General features: G+C 70.8%; 18 protein-coding genes. 10 read left to right on the forward strand and 8 right to left on the reverse strand.

All coding sequences use genetic code 11. The annotated features are described in order from the left end of the window. The first annotated feature begins 71 nt into the window (after positions 1–71). Positions 72–857 carry a class I SAM-dependent methyltransferase gene (locus DCE93_RS12765; protein ID WP_168186227.1) on the forward strand — a complete coding sequence of 262 codons (786 nt, stop codon included), beginning with the start codon at positions 72–74 and terminating at the stop codon, positions 855–857. Here the strand turns inward: DCE93_RS12765 and DCE93_RS12770 are convergent. Together DCE93_RS12770 and DCE93_RS12775 are read right to left on the reverse strand one after the other, a co-directional pair. Next, positions 761–1,717, reverse strand: coding sequence for a sulfurtransferase (locus tag DCE93_RS12770; protein ID WP_108596210.1), 957 nt, complete (start codon positions 1,715–1,717; stop codon positions 761–763). The genes DCE93_RS12765 and DCE93_RS12770 overlap by 97 nt on opposite strands. A 146-nt stretch (positions 1,718–1,863) precedes the next feature. Continuing rightward, positions 1,864–2,889: a helix-turn-helix transcriptional regulator gene (locus DCE93_RS12775; protein WP_108596211.1), complete on the reverse strand. Its 1,026-nt coding sequence runs from the start codon at positions 2,887–2,889 to the stop codon at positions 1,864–1,866. Between the two features lie 108 nt (positions 2,890–2,997). Here DCE93_RS12775 and DCE93_RS12780 point away from each other — a divergent pair, with 108 nt between their 5' ends. The 7 genes from DCE93_RS12780 to mnhG all read left to right on the forward strand — a co-directional run bounded on the left by DCE93_RS12780 (position 2,998) and on the right by mnhG (position 9,959). After that, entirely contained in the window at positions 2,998–3,423 is a 426-nt protein-coding gene (locus DCE93_RS12780) for a VOC family protein (RefSeq protein ID WP_108596212.1), read from the forward strand. A gap of 119 nt (positions 3,424–3,542) precedes the next feature. Then, positions 3,543–6,605 carry a Na+/H+ antiporter subunit A gene (locus DCE93_RS12785; RefSeq protein ID WP_108596213.1) on the forward strand — a complete coding sequence of 1,021 codons (3,063 nt, stop codon included), beginning with the start codon at positions 3,543–3,545 and terminating at the stop codon, positions 6,603–6,605. Further along, positions 6,602–7,114 carry an NADH-quinone oxidoreductase subunit K gene (locus DCE93_RS12790; protein ID WP_108596214.1) on the forward strand — a complete coding sequence of 171 codons (513 nt, stop codon included), beginning with the start codon at positions 6,602–6,604 and terminating at the stop codon, positions 7,112–7,114. The genes DCE93_RS12785 and DCE93_RS12790 overlap by 4 nt, the downstream gene beginning before the upstream one ends. Continuing rightward, positions 7,111–8,685, forward strand: a complete 1,575-nt coding sequence (locus DCE93_RS12795) for a Na+/H+ antiporter subunit D (RefSeq protein ID WP_108596215.1) — start codon at positions 7,111–7,113, stop codon at positions 8,683–8,685. The genes DCE93_RS12790 and DCE93_RS12795 overlap by 4 nt, the downstream gene beginning before the upstream one ends. Continuing rightward, positions 8,682–9,284 carry a Na+/H+ antiporter subunit E gene (locus tag DCE93_RS12800; protein WP_108596216.1) on the forward strand — a complete coding sequence of 201 codons (603 nt, stop codon included), beginning with the start codon at positions 8,682–8,684 and terminating at the stop codon, positions 9,282–9,284. Before DCE93_RS12795 ends, DCE93_RS12800 begins: the two co-directional genes overlap by 4 nt. Beyond that, positions 9,281–9,553, forward strand: coding sequence for an MrpF/PhaF family protein (locus DCE93_RS12805; protein ID WP_235825149.1), 273 nt, complete (start codon positions 9,281–9,283; stop codon positions 9,551–9,553). The genes DCE93_RS12800 and DCE93_RS12805 overlap by 4 nt, the downstream gene beginning before the upstream one ends. A 52-nt stretch (positions 9,554–9,605) precedes the next feature. Next, positions 9,606–9,959, forward strand: a complete 354-nt coding sequence (gene mnhG / locus DCE93_RS12810; protein ID WP_108596217.1) for a monovalent cation/H(+) antiporter subunit G — start codon at positions 9,606–9,608, stop codon at positions 9,957–9,959. Positions 9,960–9,989: 30 nt separating this feature from the next. Here mnhG and DCE93_RS12815 read toward each other — a convergent pair whose 3' ends face one another. From DCE93_RS12815 to paaA, 6 genes are all read right to left on the reverse strand, one after another. Then, complete coding sequence (locus DCE93_RS12815; protein ID WP_108596218.1) at positions 9,990–10,775, reverse strand: enoyl-CoA hydratase/isomerase family protein; 786 nt, start codon at positions 10,773–10,775, stop codon at positions 9,990–9,992. Positions 10,776–10,847: 72 nt separating this feature from the next. Beyond that, positions 10,848–11,960, reverse strand: a complete 1,113-nt coding sequence (paaE, locus tag DCE93_RS12820; protein WP_244284299.1) for a 1,2-phenylacetyl-CoA epoxidase subunit PaaE — start codon at positions 11,958–11,960, stop codon at positions 10,848–10,850. Positions 11,961–12,070: 110 nt separating this feature from the next. Then, complete coding sequence (gene paaD, locus DCE93_RS12825) at positions 12,071–12,571, reverse strand: 1,2-phenylacetyl-CoA epoxidase subunit PaaD (protein ID WP_108596780.1); 501 nt, start codon at positions 12,569–12,571, stop codon at positions 12,071–12,073. Positions 12,572–12,612: 41 nt separating this feature from the next. Further along, entirely contained in the window at positions 12,613–13,464 is an 852-nt protein-coding gene (gene paaC, locus DCE93_RS12830; RefSeq protein ID WP_108596220.1) for a 1,2-phenylacetyl-CoA epoxidase subunit PaaC, read from the reverse strand. Next, the gene (gene paaB / locus DCE93_RS12835) at positions 13,461–13,766 is read right to left on the reverse strand and encodes a 1,2-phenylacetyl-CoA epoxidase subunit PaaB (RefSeq protein WP_108596221.1); all 306 of its coding nucleotides are present in this window, start codon (positions 13,764–13,766) and stop codon (positions 13,461–13,463) included. The genes paaC and paaB overlap by 4 nt, the downstream gene beginning before the upstream one ends. Continuing rightward, positions 13,766–14,755: a 1,2-phenylacetyl-CoA epoxidase subunit PaaA gene (gene paaA, locus DCE93_RS12840; protein ID WP_108596222.1), complete on the reverse strand. Its 990-nt coding sequence runs from the start codon at positions 14,753–14,755 to the stop codon at positions 13,766–13,768. The genes paaB and paaA overlap by 1 nt, the downstream gene beginning before the upstream one ends. Before the next feature lie 162 nt (positions 14,756–14,917). On the opposite strand from paaA, the gene paaI reads away from it, so the two are divergent. After that, positions 14,918–15,337, forward strand: a complete 420-nt coding sequence (gene paaI / locus DCE93_RS12845; RefSeq protein ID WP_108596223.1) for a hydroxyphenylacetyl-CoA thioesterase PaaI — start codon at positions 14,918–14,920, stop codon at positions 15,335–15,337. A gap of 95 nt (positions 15,338–15,432) precedes the next feature. Next, positions 15,433–16,692, forward strand: a complete 1,260-nt coding sequence (paaK, locus tag DCE93_RS12850; RefSeq protein ID WP_108596781.1) for a phenylacetate--CoA ligase PaaK — start codon at positions 15,433–15,435, stop codon at positions 16,690–16,692. Positions 16,693–16,756: the final 64 nt, after the last annotated feature.

Raw genomic sequence — 16,756 nt, forward strand, 5'->3', positions numbered from 1 at the left:
CCGATCGAGGCCAGAATGGGCGAATGGGGGACAAGTTGGGGGAACCTGATCTCGCTGGAGCATCCGCTGCCATGGCAGCGGCGTTCAGCGAGCTCGACGAGGTGCTGTGGAATCCGATCTCGACCGCGGCGGTGGCGAGGGCGCATCCGCGGTTCGACGAGCTCGTGCTCGACGCCTGCTGCGGCGATGGCGCAGCTGCACTGCCGACGGCCGAACTCGTGGGCCCCGGCGGCGTCGTCGACGCGGTCGACCTCTCGGAACCGCTCGTCGCGATCGCCAGCGAGCGAGCAGGCGAGCGGATGCGGCAGCTGCGCCTGCACGTCGCCGATGTCACGACTTGGGAGCCCACCGGGTACGACCTCGTGCAGTGCGTGCTCGGGGTCTCGTCGTTCGACGATCTCGAAGCCGGCACCCGTCACCTGATCGAGCGAGCACGCCCGGGCGGGCGGGTCGCGATCACGGTGTGGGCGCGCGGCGCGCTCGACCCGCTGCCCGAGGTGCTCGCCGCGGCGCTGCCCGACGGTGGCGCGATGCTCGATGCCGACGCGCCCGTGCTCTCGGCCGGCCTCGAGTCGATCGACACCGCCGGCAGCCTCGCCCAGTGGCTCACGCGCCTCGGGCTGGTCGGCGTGCGCGCGCACGCCGTGCAACGGCACCTCGACCTCACCGCCGAGCTCGCCTGGACCCTCGTGCTCGGCACACGGCTCCGGTTGCTGCTCGGCGAACTCGACGCGGCGGAGGTCGCGAGCGTGCGCGAACGCTACCTCGCGGTGCTCGAGGTTCGGGCGGTGACCTCGGTCGACGTGACGACCCTCATCGGCATCGGCCGCCGGGCGGCAGCCGCGCCGGTGGAGTAGCGCCGCGCCGACGCGACCGGCGTGCCGGCGTCGGGTCCGACCGCGACGGGGCGGGAGTCGTCGTTCGACCACTGACTCCACGAACCGAGGTAGAGCGCCGCGTCGATGCCCGCGATCGCGAGGGCGGCGACCTCGTGCGCGGCGGTGACGCCCGAACCGCAGTAGGCGGCGACGGGCGTGCCGTCGTCGATGCCGAGCTCGGCGAACCGCTCGCGCAGCGTCTCGGGCGGCAGGAACCGCCCGTCGGCGTCGAGGCTGTCGCCGCTCGGCGCCGAGTGCGCGCCGGGAATGTGCCCGGCGCGCGGATCGATGGGCTCGACCTCGCCCCGGTACCGCGCGGCGGCCCGGGCGTCGAGCAGCACACCCCGCTCGGGGAACGCCGCGGCGGCGTCGATGTCGATCACCGGCATCGAGCCGAAGTGCGCGGTCGCGTCGCCCGGCTCGGGCGTGACGTCGCCGGTCTCGAGCGGATGCCCCGCCGCCCGCCATGCGGCGAGGCCGCCGTCGAGCATGCGCACGTCATCGGCACCCGCGTGCCGGAGCAGCCACCAGGCCCGGGCGGCGGACTGGTTGCCGAGGTCGTCCGTCACCACGACGGTGTCGCCGTCGCGCACGCCCCAGCGCCGCATCGCCTGCGTGAGCGTCGCCTCAGACGGCAGCGGATGCCGCCCCTCGCCGGTCACTCCGTGGTCGGCGAGCTCGTGATCGAGGTCGACGTACACGGCACCCGGGATGTGCCCTGCGCGGTGCGCCTCGGTTCCGTCGGGTGCGGCGAGCGACCAGCGCACGTCGAGCACGACCGTGCGCTGCCCCGAGGCGAGTCGATCGGCGAGTTCTGAGGCATCGATGAGGATGGACATGCCTCCATCCTGCCGCGCCCGGAGCTGTGGAAATGCTCGTTTCGCCGATGAATCGGGCGGCACGGGTTGACGTTCTGCTCGCAGCATCCACATCTCGGTTGCAGAACGACGCTTGCCAACCCCTGCTCACGCAACGTGTTTTCGACCTACCTGGGCGGGGCGGCGCCGCATCGCGCACCACCAGAACCCGACGCCGCATGCCCGTACCGGCGGGCGAGGCGAGCGAAGGCCTCCGCGAGCTCCGTCGGGCCGATGACCTCGATGTCGGCGTCGAAGCGGCCGAACGCCGCAGCGAGCGCCGTCCATGACCAGGAGCCGGCCACGAGCCGGCAACGACCCGGCGCGATCGCTTCGACGATGCCGTCTGCGGCGAAGGGCGCCACTTCGCGGGCCGAGAGGTCGAGCACCACCTCGCCGATGCACGGCCAGACATCGGCACCGTCGGAGCCCTTGAACCGAGCGGACAGGAAGGTGCCGATGTCGTTCCCGGGCAGCTCGCGAGGAGCGAACCGTGGACCGGTCGGGGTGCGCGGAGTGATCCGATCGGCGCGGAAGACGCGCCAGTCGCCCCGGTCGAGATCCCAGCCGACGAGATACCAGCGTCCGTCCCTCGTCACGACGTGGTGAGCCTCCACACGGCGCGGCGGCAGGGCGGGCGCCGCCCTGGAACGCTGCCGCGCGGCATCCGTGGTGTAGTCGAAGCGCAGCACGTGGCGTGCACGTACGGCGCCGCTGAGCGCGAGGAGCACGGCCGGCTCGACCTCCGTCGAGGCACCGCGCTCCGCGGAGGAGAGCGCCGTGACCTCGAGCTGGTCGAGACGATGACGCAGTCGTGCCGGCAGCACCTGCCGCACCGTGGTGAGGGCCCGCGCGGCCGCCTCTCCGATGCCGGCACCCGACGCGGTCGCCGTCTGCAGGGCGACGGCGAGCGCGACCGCCTGCTCATCGTCGAACAGGAGCGGCGGCAGCTCGGAACCGGCCTCGAGCCGATACCCGCCGTGCGGCCCCTTGATCGCCCGGATCCGGTAGCCCATCTCGCGCAGGTGATCGATGTCGCGGCGCAGCGTGCGCGGGCTGACCGCCACTCGCTCCGCGAGCGCCTGGCCGGGCCAGTCGCGCCCGAGCTGCAGCAGCGACAACACCAGCAGGAGCCGCGACGTGGCAGTGGTCATGGTCTCGAAGGTACCGAAAATAGCGGACGTGATCCGACCGCTTCTCCTGAGAACCTGACGGTGCGCCCGGGGCCTCCCGGCGCAACACCGTCCAGCAAGGAGCCCATCGTGACCGTCAACGTCACCCCTCACCTGAACTTCCGCGGCGACGCGCGAGCAGCACTGGAGTTCTACCAGTCCGTCTTCGGCGGCCACCTGGCCGTCATCACCTACGCAGACGCGAACAGCGTCTCGGCACCGGCTGAGGCCGACCAGGTCATGTGGGGCCAGCTCGTCTCCGAGGCGGGATTCCGCATCATGGCCTACGACGTGCCCTCGCACACGAGGCATGAGCGGGGCGTCATCCCGTTCTTCGTGTCCGTGCGCGGGGCCGACGCCGAGGAGATCACCTCGTACTGGGAGAAGCTCGTCGACGGCGCGACCGTCGTCGCCGCACTGGCGCCCGCCCAGTGGGCGCCCCTCTACGGGATGCTCGAGGATCGATACGGCATCACCTGGGTGCTCGACGTCGAGGTGCAGTGGCCCGCTTCCTGAACCGGCCCGGCTGGGCATCCGTCGCCGTCTCCGATTCCGCTCTCGGCATACGACTCGCCCCTGACGCGCCCTCGCCTCCCGGTAAACTCGGAGGACGGTGCGAGCGCGAGGAGGGTGAATTGATCGCCAGCCTCGCTGCCTTCACGGCGGTCGCGCTCATCACGCCCCTGCTCACGCGCTGGCTCGGCCGGCGCGTCTTCGCCGTGATCGCCCTGCTGCCCGCCGCGGTCTTCGTGCTCCTGCTCACCTGGCTGCCCGGCGTGCTGGCGGGCACCCCCGTCGTCGAGGTCGTGCCGTGGATCCCCGCGCTCGACATCGCGCTCAGCTTCCGGGTCGACGCCCTCGCCCTGCTCCTCGCGCTCATCGTCACGGGAGTCGGCGCTCTCGTGCTGCTCTACTGCGTGCACTACTTCGCCGACGACGAGCCCGCACTCGGCCGGTTCGCGGCGCTCCTGCTCGCCTTCGCAGGCGTCATGTTCGGCCTCGTCACCGCCGACGACGTGTTCATCCTGTTCACGTTCTGGGAGGCCACGAGCGTGCTCTCCTACCTCCTGATCGGCCACTACACGGGCCGCAAAGAGAGCCGCGGTGCCGCCCTGCAGGCGCTGACCGTGACCACGTTCGGCGGGCTCGCGATGCTCGTCGGCCTCGTCATCCTCGCCGTCGACGGCGGCACGACCTCGCTCGCCGAGCTCATCGCGAACCCCGTCACGGGCGCCGCGGGCGAGTGGGCGATCGCCCTCGTGCTGCTCGGCGCCATCTCGAAGAGCGCGCTCGTGCCGTTCCACTTCTGGCTGCCGGCCGCGATGGCCGCCCCCACGCCCGTCAGCGCCTACCTGCACGCGGCGGCGATGGTGAAGGCGGGCGTCTACCTCGTCGCGCGCCTCGCGCCCGGGTACGCCGACCTCGAGGTGTGGCATCCCATCGTCATCGGACTCGGCGCGCTCACGATGCTCGTCGGCGGCTGGCGAGCGCTCCGCCAGTACGACCTGAAGCTGCTCCTCGCTTACGGCACGGTGAGCCAGCTCGGCTTCCTCATCATGGTCACGGGCTTCGGCACGCGCGACGCCGCGCTCGCGGGCGTCGCCCTCCTGCTCGCGCACGCCCTGTTCAAGGCGGCGCTCTTCCTCGTCGTCGGCATCGTCGACCACGCCGCCGGCACCCGCGACTGGCGCAAGCTCTCGGGGCTCGGCCGCCGCATGCCGGTGATCGCGACGATCGCGTTCCTCGCCGCGGCATCGATGGCGGGCGTGCCGCCGCTCCTCGGCTTCGTCGCGAAAGAGGCCGTGTTCACCGCGTTCCTCGAGGCGGTCGCCGCCGGCGACGCGTGGGCATGGGTCGCCCTCATCGGCGCATTCACCGGCTCGGTGCTGACGGTCGCCTACACCGTGCGCTTCCTCTGGGGCGCCTTCTTCTCCAAGCGGGATGTCGCGGCGACGCCGCTGCACGCCGGGAACCCCGCGATCGCGACGGCGCCGGGGCTGCTCGCCGCCACGAGTCTCGCGGCGGCGTTCGCCGTGCCGTTCATCGAGCCGCTGCTCGCGGGCTACGCCGACGAACTGCCGGGCGGCCACGAGTACCACCTCGCCCTCTGGCACGGCTTCGAACCGGCCCTCGCGATCTCGGCGGTCGTGTTCGCGATCGGCGCGCTGCTCGTCTGGGGCCGGCAGCGCGTCGCCCGCCTGCAGGCGTCGGTGGCGCCGCTGCTCGACTCGGCCCGAGGCTATCTCGGCATCGTCTCGATCGTCGACCGGGTCGCGGCGTCGATCACGACGGCGGTCCAGTCCCGCGGCCTGCCCGGCTACCTCGCGATCATCATCGTGGTCTTCATCAGCGGCCTCGGCACCGTCTCGGTCATGAACACCTCGTGGCCGAGCGACATCCGGCCCTTCGACTACCCGGCGCAGCCGTTCCTCGCGCTCGTCATGGGCATCGCCGCGATCGCCGCAGCGACCGTGCGACAGCGCATGAGCGCGGTGCTGCTCGTGAGCGTCACCGGCTACGGACTCGTGCTGCTCTTCGGCATGTCGGGGGCGCCCGACCTCGCCCTCACGCAGGCCCTCGTCGAGACCATCGTGCTCGTGGTGTTCGTGCTCGTGCTGCGCCGCCTGCCGAAGCAGATCGCCCAGCGCAACCCACCGGTGCACCGGGTGGCCCGCGCCGTCATCGGCACCGTGGCCGGCATCGTCATGGCGGTGCTTGGCCTCGTCGCGCTCGGTGCCCGCATCCGGCCGACGATCGCCGAAGGTCTGCCCGCCCTCGCACTCGAGGCGCACGGCACGAACATCGTGAACGTGATGCTCGTCGACGTTCGCGCGTGGGACACCCTCGGCGAGATCTCGGTGCTCGTCGCGGTCGCGACGGGCGTCGCGAGCCTCATCTTCGTCTCGGGCCGCACCGGCGCTGCCCCCCGCCTCGACGCGGTCGCGGGCGTGAACCGGCGCGACCTGCTGCGGCCGGTGCCCGAGCCGGCCTGGAGCATCCGCGCACCCCGCACGAGCCTCGCCGACACTGCGGGCGAGACGGATGTCGCGGGCGAGGCCGCTGAGACCCGGCAGACCTGGCTCCTGGCGGGCCGCACGATCTCGCCGCGCAACCGCTCGATCCTCATCGAGGTGCTCGTGCGGCTGCTCTTCCACCCCGCGATCATCGTCTCGGTCTACCTGCTCTTCGTCGGGCACAACGCTCCCGGCGGCGGCTTCGCCGGTGGTCTTCTCGCGGGCCTCGCGCTCGTCGCGCGATACCTCGCCGGCGGTCGCTACGAGCTCGGCGAGGCGGCCCCGGTCGACGCAGGTCGCCTGCTCGGCACCGGCCTGCTGCTCGCCGCGGGCACCGCCGCGGGCGCCCTGCTCTTCGGCGGCCCGGTGTTCGAGTCCGCGTGGTTCGAGACCGAGGTGCCCGTGCTCGGCACGATCTCGATCGGCACTTCGACGCTCTTCGACATCGGCGTCTACCTCGTGGTCGTCGGCCTCGTGCTCGACATCCTGCGATCGCTCGGCGGCGAGGTCGATCGCCAAGAGGAGCGGCAACCCGACGACGAGGAGCTCGCCGAAGACGACGGGCGGTCCGAAGGACCGGAGTTCGCCGGCGGAGCGGAGTACGCCGACGGCGCGCACCTGCCGAACGCCGGATCGCAGCCGAACCGCGAACCGCAGCCGAACCCCGAGGAGGCCCGCCGATGACCGCCTCACTCACCCTCGTCGTGCTGATGGCCGTGCTGTTCGGCGCCGGCATCTCGATCATGCTCGAGCGCAGCCTCACCCGGGTGCTCATCGGGTTCCTACTCGTCGGCAACGCCGTGAACATCCTCATCTACGTCATGAGCGGCACCCCCGGACTCGCGCCGATCCTCGGCGAGGGCGTCGACGCCGACGACATCTCCGACCCGCTCCCCCAGGCCTTCGTGCTCACCGCGATCGTCATCAACCTCGGCATCACGGCGTTCATGCTCGCCCTCATCTACCGGTCGTGGTGGCTCGCGCAGCTCGGCGCGATGGGCGACCTCGTCGACGACGAGGCTGACATGGCCGAAGACGCCGAAGAGGCGGCCGACCTCATCCGCAGTTCCGCCGCCGACGACCAGGCCATCCAAGACCTCATCGACGCGAGCGACGAGGAGCCCGACGAAGAACTCGAGCTCGAGGCATCCGCTCGCGATGATCTCGATACCCGGCCAGGGGGTGCACCGTGACCGCCGTGCTCGTGCCGCTCGTGGTGCTGCTGCCCCTGCTCGGGGCGGCCTCCGCGCTGATCCTCGGCCGCCACCGCCGCGCGCAGATGGCGGTGAGCCTCGGCGTGCTCGCCGCGGTGACGGTGATCGCCGCCGTGCTGCTCGTCGCCGTCGACGCGACGGGCCCGGCCGTCGTCTACATCGGCGGGTGGGATGCCCCGTGGGGCATCACCCTCGTCGTCGACCGGCTCTCGGCGATCATGCTCGTGATCTCGGCGATCATGCTGCTCGTCGTGCTCGTGTACTCGGTCGGGCAGGGCATCGCCGACCAGCACCGCGAGACCCCGGTTTCGATCTTCCACCCGTCGTACCTGATCCTGTCGGCGGGCGTCTTCAACGCGTTCATCGCGGGCGACCTCTTCAACCTCTACGTCGGCTTCGAGATCCTGCTGTCGGCGAGCTACGTGCTGCTCACGCTCGGCGGCACCGGCGAACGCATCCGCGCGGGCGTCACGTACATCATCGTGAGCCTCGTCTCCTCGCTCTTCTTCCTGAGCGCCATCGCCCTCATCTACGGCGCGACCGGCACCGTGAACATCGCCCAGCTCTCGGTGCGGCTCGCCGAGCTGCCCGGCACCGTGCAGCTCATGCTCCACCTGCTGCTGCTCATCGCCTTCGGCATCAAGGCCGCGGTCTTCCCGCTCTCGTTCTGGCTGCCCGACTCGTACCCGACGGCCCCGGCACCGGTCACCGCCGTGTTCGCCGGCCTGCTCACGAAGGTCGGCGTCTACGCGATCATCCGCACCGAGACGGTGATCTTCACCGAGAGCGACGTGAGCGTGCTGCTCATGGTGATCGGCGGGCTCACCATGCTCATCGGCATTCTCGGCGCGCTCACCCAGGCCGACATCAAGCGACTGCTCTCGTTCACGCTCGTGAGCCACATCGGCTACATGATCTTCGGCATCGCCGTCGGCTCGCAGCTGGGGTACGCGGCGACCATCTACTACGTCGTGCACCACATCACGGTGCAGACGACCCTGTTCCTCACCACCGGACTCATCGAGCGCTTCGGCGGCGCGACGTCGATCAACCGGCTCGCCGGGCTTCTGAAGGCGTCACCGCTGCTCGGGGTGCTGTTCTTCATCCCCGCACTGAACCTCGGCGGCATCCCGCCGTTCTCCGGATTCCTCGGCAAGACCGGCCTCTTCCTCGCGGGCGCCGAGGGCGCGACCGGCGCCGACGCCTGGCTCAGCTGGGTCGTCATCGGCGTCGGCGCGATCACCTCGCTCATCACCCTGTACGCCCTGACGCGGTTCTGGAACATGGCGTTCTGGCGCGGCCGCTCCGAGCTCGAGGGCTACGAGTCGGTGCTGCTCGGCTCGGTGCTCGAGGCGCCCGAGGGCGCCACGGTCACCGCGACCCGCACGACGCCCGTGCTGATGGTCGTCGCGACGAGCGCCCTCGTGATGCTCACGATCTGCCTCACCGTGTTCGCCGGGCCGATCTTCGACCTCGCGGGGCGCGCATCGGCCGACCTGCTCGACCCCGGCGCCTACGTCTCCCTGATCTTCCCGGGAGGCATCCGATGACGCACGCTGCAGCGGATGTCTCGCGGTGGCGCTCGGTCTGGCGCCAGCTGCCGCTCATCGTCGCCCTCGTGCTGCTCTGGGTGTTCCTGTGGGATCAGGTGACGGTGCTCACGGTGGTCACCGGGGTGCTGCTCGCGCTCGGCGTGACGAGGGTGCTGTACCTGCCGCCCGTGCTGCTCAGCGGCCGCTTCAACCCCTGGCGGGGGCTGCTGCTCGGCCTCCGCATGATGTACGACGTCACGATCGCCTCGATGGAGGTCGCGGTGCTCGCGATCGACCCCCGATGGAAGCCGCTGAACTCGATCATCGCCGTGCAGCTGCTGACCCGCTCCGACCTCGTCACGACGCTCACCGCCGAAGCGATCTCGGTCGTGCCCGGCACCGTCGTCGTCGACATCGACCGCGAGCGCGGCCTGCTCTACCTGCACGCCCTCGGCACCCGCACCGAAGCCGACATCGACCGGGTGCGGCGTGCCGTGCTCGGCACGGAGGAGCGCATCGTGCTCGCCATCGGCAGCCGCGCGCAGGCGGCATCCGTGCGCGCTGCCCGCCGTGAACGCCGTGCCAACGACGCTCGCTCGAAGGGAGCACCAGCGTGACATTCCTCGAGATCGTCAGCATCATCGCCGGCGTCATGTTCGGCATCGGCGCCATCGCCGCGGTCTACCGCATCATCCGCGGACCGTCGATCCTCGACCGCGCCCTCGCCACCGACGTGCTGCTCGCCATCGCGATCTGCGCACTCGGCGCCGAGATGGCCATCAACAAGCACATCGACACCCTCGTGGTCATGCTCGTGCTCGCGATGTTCGCGGTCGTCGGCTCGATCTCGATCGCGCGGTTCATGGCGAAGCAGGATGCATCGTGAGCGCCGCCGGGATTCGCGCCGTGTCACCGGCTGCTCGCCTCGGGAGCCTGCAATGAGCGCCGCCGAGATCGCGGTCGGTCTGCTCATCCTCGTGAGCGGGTTCCTGTCGATGGCCGCGGGCATCGGCATCATCCGCTTCCCCGACGTGCTCACTCGCCTGCACGCCGCGACGAAGCCGCAGGTGCTCGGGCTCGCGACCGTGCTCGCCGCGATCGTCGTGCAGGTGCCGACGTGGGGCGTGCTCACGACGGCCGTGCTCATCATGACGTTCCAGTTGCTCACGCAACCGATGACGGCCCACATGCTCGGGCGTGCGGCGTACCGCTCCGATCACGTGCGCCGCGACCTGCTCATCGAAGACGACCTCGATCGCGACATCGCCGAGCACGACCAGACGGGCCACTGAGCCCTCTGGCGTCCTCGCCATCCCGCCCGGTCAGGGCCGGCCGGTGAACTCGGGCATCCGCTTCTGCTGGAACGCCGCGAAGCCCTCGCGGTAGTCGGCGGTGTCGCAGAGCGCCGCCTGCGCACGGTTCTCCTCGGCCATCGACGCCCAGAGCCCGAGCCGGTCGTCGCGGAGTGCGGCGACGAGCCGCTTCGAGGCGACGAAGGCCTGGGTCGCGCCGGATGCCGCGGCACGAGCCGCGGAGCGGGCGGCATCCGTCACCTCGTCGGCGGCGAAGACCTGCGAGAACAGGCCGGCCGCGACCGCCTCGGCGCCCGACATGAGCCGGCCCGTGACGATGAGGTCCATCGTCTTGTGCGCGCCGAGGCGCTCGAAGAAGAGTGCGTGGCCCCCCGAGTCGAGGGTTGCGCCGAGGTTCGCGAACGGCGAGCCGATCTTCGCCGTGTCGGCGACATAGACGATGTCCGACGCGATGAGCAGGCCGAGGCCGACGCCGAGGCACGCGCCGTGCGCGACGGCGAAGGTCGGCGCCGGGAATCCGGCCATGCGCTGCAGCAGCGGCTCGACGAGCCCGCCGAGGTAGCCGAGCACGTCGTCTTCGCGCGGGTCGACGCCCGAGATGTCACGCCCGGCGCAGAATGCGCGGCCCTCGCCGCGCAGCACGAGCGCCCGCACGTCGCCGAGCTGCGCCATCCGCTCGGCGTCGACGTAGGCCGCCGAGAGCTCGGCGATCGCCGCGGGGTCGAGCGCGTTGAGCTTCTCGGGCGCGTTCAGCACGATCTCGGCGATGCCGTCGTGCACGTTCAGTTCGATCATGCTGCACTTCTCCCCATCGTCTTCGGCCTCATCGCCGGCCGCGCTGTCGGCGCCGGCCGCCGTGTCGGCGCATCACACGTCGTAGTCGACGACGACCCGCTCGGACTTCGGATGCGACTGGCACGTGAGCACGTAGCCGCGTTCGAGCTCGTCGGGTTCGAGTGCGTAGTTCTCGGTCATCGCGACGCTGCCCTCGATCACGCGTGCGCGGCACGTGCCGCACACCCCGCCGGCGCACGCGAACGGCACGTCGGGCCGCACCCGCAGCGCCGCGTTCAGGATCGACTCGTGCGCGCTCACCGGGCTGTCGACGGTCGTCGACTGGCCGTCGAGCGTGAACTCGATCGCCACGGTCGGCTCTCCGCGCTCGACCACGACGGGCCGCCCGTGCCGCGGCTCGATCCGGTCGGCGTCGGTCGTGAAGAGCTCGTACCGCACGTGCTTCGGCGGCACACCGCGCGCCTCGAGGGTGTCGCGGGCGAGCTGCACGAGCTCGAACGGCCCGCAGAGGAACCACTCGTCGACCGTCTCGGGCCTGATGAGCACGTCGAGCATGCGCTCGAGCTTCTCGCCGTCGATGCGCCCCGAGAGGAGCGGCGCGGTGCGCTGCTCGCGCGAGAGCACGTGGTGCAGCGCGAGCCGCGCCGGGTAGCGGTCCTTCAGTTCGGCGAGTTCTTCGAGGAACATCACGTCGAGCGTCGACCGGTTCGTGTAGACGAGCTCGAACTCGGATGTCGCGGAGCGGGCGAGCACCGTGTGGGCGAGCGCCATGAGCGGGGTGATGCCCGAGCCGGCGGCGATGCCGACGACGTGCTTTCCGTCGAGGGCGTCGAGGGTCGAGGTGAACGTGCCCTGCGGGCTCATCACGTCGAGGGTGTCGCCGGCGGTCAGCTCGGAGGTCGCCCAGGTCGAGAACCGGCCGCCGAGGTCGCGCTTGATCGCGACCGAGATGCTCCCGTGCACGGGAGGCCGGCAGATCGAGTAGCTGCGCCGCAGTTCGTGGCCGTCGAAGTCCTTGCGCAGGGCGACGTACTGCCCGGGCATGAACGCGTAGTCGTCGGCGAGGGCGTCGGGCACCGCGAAGGTGACCTCGACCGCGTCGGCGGTGAGCGGGCGCACCTCGGCGACCTCGAGCGTGTGGAACCGCGCGCGGCGGCGGCTCGGGCTCGGCGCCTCGTCGGAGATCGACGTCTCGCCGCCGACGGTGCTCCGGAGGAAGGCGGAGGCGATCGCGGCATCCGCCGGCACGGCCTGGTGCTGCTGGGTCGTCGTCGACCCCAGGTTGCGGGCGGCCATCAGAGCACCTTGAAGTAGTCGAAGGGCTCGAGGCAGGCGCGGCACTCGTAGAGGGCCTTGCACGACGTCGAGCCGAAGCGGGCGAGTTCACGCGTGTCGAGCGAATTGCAGCGCGGGCACTTCACGGCGAGTTGCACCCGCACCGGGCCCGAGCCGCGCGCGGCCGCATGGCCCGTCGGCGCCTGGATGCCGTAGCGACGCAGCTTCTGCTTGCCCGCCTCGCTCATCCAGTCGGTCGACCACGCGGGAGCGAGCACGAGGTCGACCCGCACCTCGTCGTACCCGGCGTGCGTGAGCGCGAGCAGCACGTCGTCGCGCATGGCGTCGAGCGCGGGGCATCCGCTGTACGTCGGAGTCAGTTGCACGCGAACGGCGCCGCCCTCGCCGATCTCGACCGAGCGCAGCACGCCGAGGTCTTCGATGGTGAGCACCGGGATCTCGGGGTCGGTCACGGTCGCCGCGACCTGCCACGCGCGCCGCGCCGCCGGATCGGCGGGCACGGGCCGCGCGACGCGGTCGTCGGCTTCGACCGTCGGCGCGGTCACCACGATGCTCCCGGGTGCGCGCGGGCGAGCACCTGCATCTCGGCGAGGAGCGGACCGAGGTGCTCGGTGTGGCGCCCCTCGCGGCCGCCGCCCGAGGCGATGAACGCCGTGCGCCCGGCGGGCCGCTCGAGTGCGGCCTCGGCGAAGACCTCGTCGATCACGGCGTCGAACGCCGGCCACAGCGTCGAGGGCAGCACCGCGATGCCGGCGGCGGCGAGCCGCTCGACGAGCGCATCGTCGGCGACGAGCTCGTCGACGTACGGCCAGGTGTCGGCGATCGCCACGATCATGCGGCGGCGCGACTCCTCGGTGCCGCCGGCGAGCCGCAGCACCCACTGGGTCGCGTGGTCGCGGTGGTAGTCGACCTCCTTCACCGACTTCGCAGCGATCGCCGCGATCGTCGGATCGGCCGAGTCGACGAGCCGCGAATACAGCTCGAACAGGAAGACGGATGCCACGAGCTGACGCGCGATCGTGTGCGCGAAGTCGCCGTTGGGCTGCTCGAAGAGCCAGGCATTGCGCCACTCCGGCTCGTCGCGCCAGTAGGCGAGCTCGTCTTCGCTGCGCCCGCTCGCGGTGCCGGCGTAGTGCAGCAGCGAACGGGCATGGCCGACGAGGTCGAGGGCGATGTTGCCGAGGGCGACGTCCTCCTCGAGCTCGGGCGCGCGGGCGATCCACATGCCGAGCTGCTGGGCCAGCACGAGGGCGTCGTCGCCGAGGCGCAGCGCGTACTCCGCGGCATCCGGAGTCGCGACCGCACCCGACCCGTCGGCCGCGGTGCCCGCGAGCTCCTCGGCAAGCGCGAGCCGGTCGACCGAGACGTCGCCGTGGTGATCCTCGACGCTCACAGGTGCTTCACCCCTTCGCTCTTCGTGTAGTAGACGGCGTGGCGGTAGTTCTTGCCGGCCGGGCTCTCGAAGAACGCGCCCTTCGCATCGGGGTCGCTCGTCGTGATCGCGTCGGCGGGCACGACCCAGATCGAGATGCCCTCGCCCCGGCGGGTGTACAGGTCGCGGGCGTTGCGCACGGCCATGTCGGAGTCGGGGGCGTGCAGCGACCCCACGTGCACGTGGGAGAGGCCGCGGTTCGCGCGCACGAAGACCTCCCACAGGGGCCAGGCCTCGGTGCCCGTCTCGCCGGGAGTCGACATCACGCCACCGCCCCGGATGCCGCGAGCGCGCGCCCGGCCTGCTTGCGCGCGTACTCTGCGGCGGCTTCGCGCACCCAGGCACCGTCGTCGTGGGCCTCGCGCCGGCGGCGCAGCCGCTCGGCGTTCGCGGGCCCCCGCCCGGCGAGCACCTCGTTGAACTCGTCCCAGTCGATCTCGCTCATCTCGTACCTGCCCGTCTGCTCGTCGAAACGCAGCTCCGGGTCGGGCAGCGTGACCCCGAGCACCTCGGCCTGCGGCACGAGCATGCCGACGAAGCGCTGGCGCAGATCGTCATTCGAGAAGCGCTTGATGTTCCACGCCATCGACTGCGCCGAGTTCGGCGATTCGTCGTCGGGCGGCCCGAACATCATGAGCGAGGGCCAGTACCAGCGGTTCACCGCGTCTTGGGCCATCTGCCGCTGGGCGTCGCTTCCCTGCATGAGTTCGAGCAGGATCTCGAAGCCCTGTCGCTGGTGGAACGACTCCTCTTTGCAGATGCGCACCATCGCTCGGCCGTACGGTCCGTACGACGCACGGCACAGCGGCACCTGGTTGCAGATGGCGGCGCCGTCGACGAGCCAGCCGATGGCGCCCATGTCGGCCCACGTCGGCGTCGGGTAGTTGAAGATCGAGGAGTACCGCGCCTTGCCCTCGATGAGCTGCGTCGTCATCTCCTCGCGAGAGATGCCGAGCGTCTGTGCTGCGGAATAGAGGTAGAGCCCGTGGCCGGCCTCGTCTTGCACCTTGGCCATCAGGATCGCCTTGCGCTTCAGGCTCGGCGCGCGCGTGATCCAGTTCGACTCGGGCTGCATGCCGATGATCTCGGAGTGCGCGTGCTGCGAGATCTGCCGGATGAGCGTCTTGCGGTAGGCGTCGGGCATCCAGTCGCGCGGCTCGATGCGGGAGTCGGCGGCGATGAGGTCGCTGAACCGGGCCTCCTCGGCGGAGAGCTCGGGGTCGACCACGCTGAGGTCTGCTGGAGAGGTCATCGTCGACTCCTGTGTGTTGTGCGGTGGCGTTCTGGGCCTGCCCGCCGGCATTCGGTCGCCCGCGGCATCCAGTATTACTAACCGATCGTTCAGTTAGTATATGCTCAGATCGAGCGTCGCAGCAACGGCGCACGAACGCATGGACTCGACGAGGAGCTTCAGATGACGGATGCCGCGACCGCAGCCGGCGCACCGAACCGGGCGATGATGGATCGCGATCTCGCCTCCGCCGCGCTCGGAATGGTCGTCGAGCTCGACGAGCCGGGGCACGCCGTCGTCTCGATGATCGTGCGCGACGACATGACCAACGGGTTCCACATCACCCACGGCGGGCTCGTCTTCACCCTCGCCGACACCGCCTTCGCCATCGCCTGCAACGAAGACGACACCGTCACGGTCGCGGCGGGCGCCGACATCACGTTCCTGAAGTCCACCGTCGCGGGGCAGACCCTCACCGCGACGGCCGTCCGCCGGGCCCGATCGGGCCGTACCGGACTCTACGACGTCACGGTCGTCGACGAACAGGGCGACGCCGTCGCCGAGTTCCGCGGCCGCTCGATCTCCACCAACCGCACCATCTGACCGCGCCACCAGGAGCACCCGTGTCGACGACGACTTCCCGCACCATCTCCGGCCTCGCCCCTGCGGCGCTCGCCGAACTCGACCCCGAAGAGCGCATGAGCCGCTCCGAGATCGAGAGCCTGCAACTCGAGCGACTGCAGCAGACCGTGCAGCACGCCTATGAGCACGTGCCGCTGTACACGGCGAAGTTCGACGCGGCGGGCGTGAATCCGCGCGACATTCGCTCGCTCGACGACGTCGTCAAGCTGCCCTTCACGACGAAGGAGGACCTGCGCCAGACCTACCCGTTCGGCATGTTCGCCGTGCCGATGGAACAGGTCGCGCGCATCCATGCCTCGAGCGGCACCACGGGCCGGCCGACCGTCGTGGGCTACACGAAGGGCGACCTCGACCGCTGGGCGACGCTCATCGCCCGGTCACTCCGCGCCGGCGGCATCCGCCCCGGCATGAAGGTGCACAACGCCTACGGCTACGGCCTCTTCACGGGCGGCCTCGGCGCGCACGCCGGCATCGAGAAGCTCGGGGCCACCGTCATCCCGATGTCGGGCGGGCAGACCGCACGCCAGGTGCAGCTCATCAACGACTTCGAGCCCGACGCGATCCTCTGCACCCCGAGCTACCTGCTGACGATCGCCGACAGCATGGTCGAGCAGGGCATCGATCCCCGATCGACGAGCCTCAAGGTCGCCGTGCTCGGTGCCGAGCCGTGGACGAACGAGATGCGACACGAGCTCGAGCAGCGTCTGGGCGTCGACGCGCTCGATATCTACGGCCTCAGCGAGGTCATGGGGCCCGGCGTCGGCAGCGAGTGCGTCGAGACGAAAGACGGGCCGCACATCTGGGAGGACCACTTCCTGCCCGAGATCATCGACGGCGAGACCGGCGCGCGGCTCGCCGACGGCGCGCGCGGCGAGCTCGTCTTCACCTCGCTCACGAAAGAGGCGTTCCCCGTCATCCGCTACCGCACGCGCGACCTCACCCGGCTGCTGCCCGGCACCGCCCGCCCCGGCATGCGCCGCATCGAGAAGATCACGGGCCGCAACGACGACATGATCATCCTGCGCGGCGTGAACCTGTTCCCCACGCAGATCGAGGAGATCGTGCTCGGCATCGAGCAGCTCACCCCGCACTTCATCCTCGAATTGCGCCGCACCGGCACGATGGACGACCTGACGGTGCGCATCGAGCGGCATCCCGACCTCTCGGTCGAGGTGTGCCAGGCCGCCACGGTCGTGCTGGCGAAGCGCATCAAGGAGGGCATCGGGTCGTCCGTCGCCGTGGTGCTCGAGGAGCCGGGGGCGCTCCCCCGCAGCGAAGGCAAGTACCAGCGCGTCTACGACCTGCGCGCGAAGTGAGCCGGCGACCCTCGGGTCGACCCGCGGGTCGCAAGGTGACGCCGATTCACGTCGTGTCGAGACG

Source organism: Agromyces badenianii (assembly GCF_003070885.1).
In the GTDB taxonomy this organism is placed as follows: domain Bacteria; phylum Actinomycetota; class Actinomycetes; order Actinomycetales; family Microbacteriaceae; genus Agromyces; species Agromyces badenianii.